The sequence below is a fragment of the Bradyrhizobium sp. genome, from assembly GCF_016462955.1.
In the GTDB taxonomy this organism is placed as follows: Bacteria; Pseudomonadota; Alphaproteobacteria; order Rhizobiales; family Xanthobacteraceae; genus Bradyrhizobium.
Map to the genome: position 1 here is coordinate 3,285 of NZ_JAEMSD010000379.1, position 3,390 is coordinate 6,674.

Here is a 3,390-nt window from a genome sequence, read left to right on the forward strand (position 1 = left end):
ACGAGCCGACGGTGGCCCAGGTGTCGACCATCGTGCTCTCATCGACGTAAGCGCCGAGATTGACGAAGGACGGCATCAGGACGACGTTCTTGGCGATGAAGGCCGAGCGGCGGACGATGGCGCCCGGCACCGCGCGAAAGCCGGCGTCGCGAAACCGGTTCTCGCCCCAGCCCTCGAACTTCGAGGGCACCTTGTCCCACCAGTTTGCCTTGCCGGGACCGCCGGGAATGACGCCCATGTCGCTGAGGCGGAAGGATAGCAGCACCGCCTTCTTCAGCCATTGATTGACCTTCCACTTGCCATCAGTGCCGCGCTCGGCAACGCGCGCCTCGCCCTTGTCCAGGATCTCCAGCGACTGGTCCACGGCCTCGCGCACCTCGCCCTTGGTCGTGGTCGAGATGCCGTCACGCGCGTCGAAGGCGCTGTTGATGGTGGATTCGAGGGCTGCAAGGGACATCGGGATTTCCTCTGGGGAAGCGTGGTTTCGCATCAATTGGAGCGCTTTTTCGGGATTTGGCGGGAGGAGTCAAGGCAAACTCCGCCGTCGTCCCGGGGCGCGCGAAGCGCGAGCCCGGGACCCATAGCCACAGTCAGCCGTTTGGCGAAGACTCGGAGCTCGTAGCCCGCATGAGCGAAGCGACATGCGGGACCGCCCGCGCCGATCCCGGATGTCGCTTCGCTCATCCGGGCTACGGACCTAGCGCGAGAGCCCCGCCAAAAACCCCGCCAGATCATCCGTGACGTGGTCGACATGGGCGGCGTCCCGGCCCTCCAGCTCCCAGTCCTCGCGCACCACCTCTTTGGTGCCATCGGGCACCACCAGCACGGTGGTCATGCCGAGCGCGTGCGGGACGGTGAGATTGCGGGCGAGGTCCTCGAACATGGCGGCGCTGGTCGGATCGACCGAATGATCGCTGAGGAATTTGCGATAGGTCTGCTCCGCCGGCTTCGGCTCGAACCCGGCGGCGATGATGTCGAACACGCCGTCGAAATGGCCGGCGAAGCCGAGCCGCGCCAGCACGGCGTCGACATGGTCGACCGAGCCGTTGGTAAGGATCAGCTTGCGGCCGGGCAGCTTTGCGATGGCCGCGCCGAGCTCCGGGTTCGGCTCCAGCGGCGAGTGGTCGATCTCATGGACATAGGCGAGGTAGTCGTCGGCGGAGACGCCGTGCAGGGTCATCATGCCGCGCATCGTGGTGCCGAAGCGCAGGTAGTAGTCCTTCTGGATCTTGCGCGCTTCCTCCCGGTCGACGTTCAGCCAGTTGCACACGAACTCGCCGATCCGCGCATCGACCTGCTGCCACAGATTGACGTGATGCGGGTAGAGCGTGTTGTCGAGGTCGAACACCCAGGTGTCCACGTGGCCGAAAGTGCGGGGCAAGTTCATCGAATCCTCTCGATCACGGCACTGCAAACCGCAGAGTCTTGCCGCCGCTCGACATGTCCACGGCGATGAAGCCCGTCGCGGCAAATCCGCGGGCGCCGCAATCGGCCTGCTCGCTGGTCTCGAACTTGGTCTCGCGCGTGCAGAGCTGCCTGTCGCCGCCCCAGTTCAGCGGCCGGTCCTTCAGCTTGACGACGCGGTTGTCGGCGTCCACCGCTTCCGCGAAACTGAAGATCTGCTTCGGCTGCCCCGATACGTCCGGATGCAGGCAGGTCCTGGGATCGATGCGATACCAGCCGCGGCTCGTCACCGACTTGCCGTCGTCGGTCGCGATCGCCGCCATCACCTTGTGCGGCGTGTCGTTGCACCAGGTGAGACCGCTGGCGGACGGCGTCTGCACCGCATCGACCATGGTCTTGAAGAAATTTTGCGAGCTGACGATGTCCGGCGACAAGCCGCGGCTCTTCAGGAAGGCGGCGAGCGCGGCTTGCGTCTTCGGCCCGTCGACGCCGTCGATCGGCGCTGCGTCGTAGCCGGCGATCACCAGCAGCCGCTGGATGCCGGCGAGGCGCGCCTGCTCGTCGTCATATTCCGAGTTCTCGGCGAGATAGGCAATGAGGTTGCCGTCCGCGCCTTGGGTCGGCGTCACCTGCGTGAACGGAACCTGGGTCTGGCCGCTGCGGCACTGCCGCGCCGCGGCGATGACGAAATTGTCCTGCGCCACGCAGAGCATGTCGCTGCCGTTCTGCGGGATCGGGGACGCGCCGTAGACGCCGAGGGCGCGGGCGTTGAGCAGGATGCGGTCGGCCGTCAACGTACCCTGCACCACCACCCGGCAGGTGGCGGGATCGATCCTGAACCAGCCGCGCGTCGCGGTCGCCGCCTTGTCGTCGATGCCGATCGCGGCCTCCACGACATAGGACATGCGGTTGCAGATCTTGAGATCGGCGATCGCGGGCGCGGAGGAGAAGAGGAACGAGACGGCCGCGGCGGGCAGCGTCATCAGGACGCGGGTGAGCGGGGAGCGGCGTTGCCGTCTCCGCTCTCTCCATTCGTCATGGCCGGGCTTGTCCCGGCCATCCACGTGCAGCGGCGCGCGCGGAGAGCCGTGGATGCCCGGGCCAAGCCCGGGCACGACGACCAATTTCCGCTGCGCGCGCTCCCGCATCACTTGTGGATCAGCGTGCCCGTGCCCTGGTTGGTGAAGAGCTCGAGCAGCACCGCATGCTGCATCTTACCGTCGATGATGACGACGCCCTCGACGCCCTGCTCGAGCGCGTAGATGCACGTCTCCACCTTCGGGATCATGCCGCCCGAAATGGTGCCGTCGGCGATCAGCTTTCGTGCGTCCTTGACCGAGAGCTGCGGAATCAGCTTCTTCGACTTGTCGAGCACGCCGGGCACGTCGGTGAGCAGCAACAGACGCTTGGCCTTCAGCGCGCCCGCGACGGCGCCGGCAAAGGTGTCGGCGTTGACGTTCAGCGTCTGGCCATCCTTGGAGGTCGCGAGCGGCGCCAGAACCGGGATCAACTCGTAGCCGATCAGCTGGTTGAGCAGCGTGAGGTCGACCTTCTCGGGGTCGCCGACGAAGCCGAGATCGATGGCCTTCTCGATGTTCGAATCGGGATCGACGATGGTGCGCGTCGTCTTCGACGCCTTCACCATGTTGCCGTCCTTGCCGGACAGGCCCACGGCCTTGCCGCCGGCCTCGTTGATGTAGCCGACGATCTGCTTGTTGACCGAGCCGGCCAGCACCATCTCGACGATCTCGATGGTCGCGGCATCGGTGATGCGGAGGCCCGCGGCGAATTCGGAGACGATGCCGAGGCGCTTGAGCATGGTCGCGATCTGCGGCCCGCCGCCATGCACCACCACCGGATTGATCGCGGTCTGCTCGAGCAGCACGATGTCGCGGGCAAAGTTCTTCGCGGTCTCCTCGTCGCCCATGGCATGGCCGCCATATTTGATGACGATGGTTTCCTCGTCATACTGCTGCATGTGCGGCA

3 protein-coding genes and 1 pseudogene are annotated in these 3,390 nt (G+C 65.8%); all 4 read right to left on the reverse strand.

Translation table 11 applies throughout. The annotated features are described in order from the left end of the window. Positions 1 to 457, reverse strand: a pseudogene (locus JHD07_RS28865) (2,3,4,5-tetrahydropyridine-2,6-dicarboxylate N-succinyltransferase); the annotation flags it as partial. A 240-nt stretch (positions 458 to 697) separates the two neighbouring features. Then, a complete protein-coding gene (locus tag JHD07_RS28870; RefSeq protein WP_291628355.1) occupies positions 698 to 1,387 on the reverse strand; it encodes a pyrimidine 5'-nucleotidase in 690 nt (229 codons plus the stop codon). A 13-nt stretch (positions 1,388 to 1,400) separates the two neighbouring features. Beyond that, positions 1,401 to 2,387: a DUF1036 domain-containing protein gene (locus JHD07_RS28875; RefSeq protein WP_291628361.1), complete on the reverse strand. Its 987-nt coding sequence runs from the start codon at positions 2,385 to 2,387 to the stop codon at positions 1,401 to 1,403. A 164-nt stretch (positions 2,388 to 2,551) separates the two neighbouring features. Beyond that, positions 2,552 to 3,390, reverse strand: an 839-nt coding sequence (gene argB / locus JHD07_RS28880) for an acetylglutamate kinase (protein ID WP_291628357.1), incomplete at its 5' end; no start/stop codon positions are given.

What these genes read in the sequence shown, in the direction of transcription:
- JHD07_RS28870 (WP_291628355.1), bottom strand. Translation starts at nt 1,387, where the DNA reads ATGAACTTGCCCCGCACTTTCGGCCACGTGGACACCTGGGTGTTCGAC.
- JHD07_RS28875 (WP_291628361.1), bottom strand. Translation starts at nt 2,387, where the DNA reads ATGACGCTGCCCGCCGCGGCCGTCTCGTTCCTCTTCTCCTCCGCGCCC.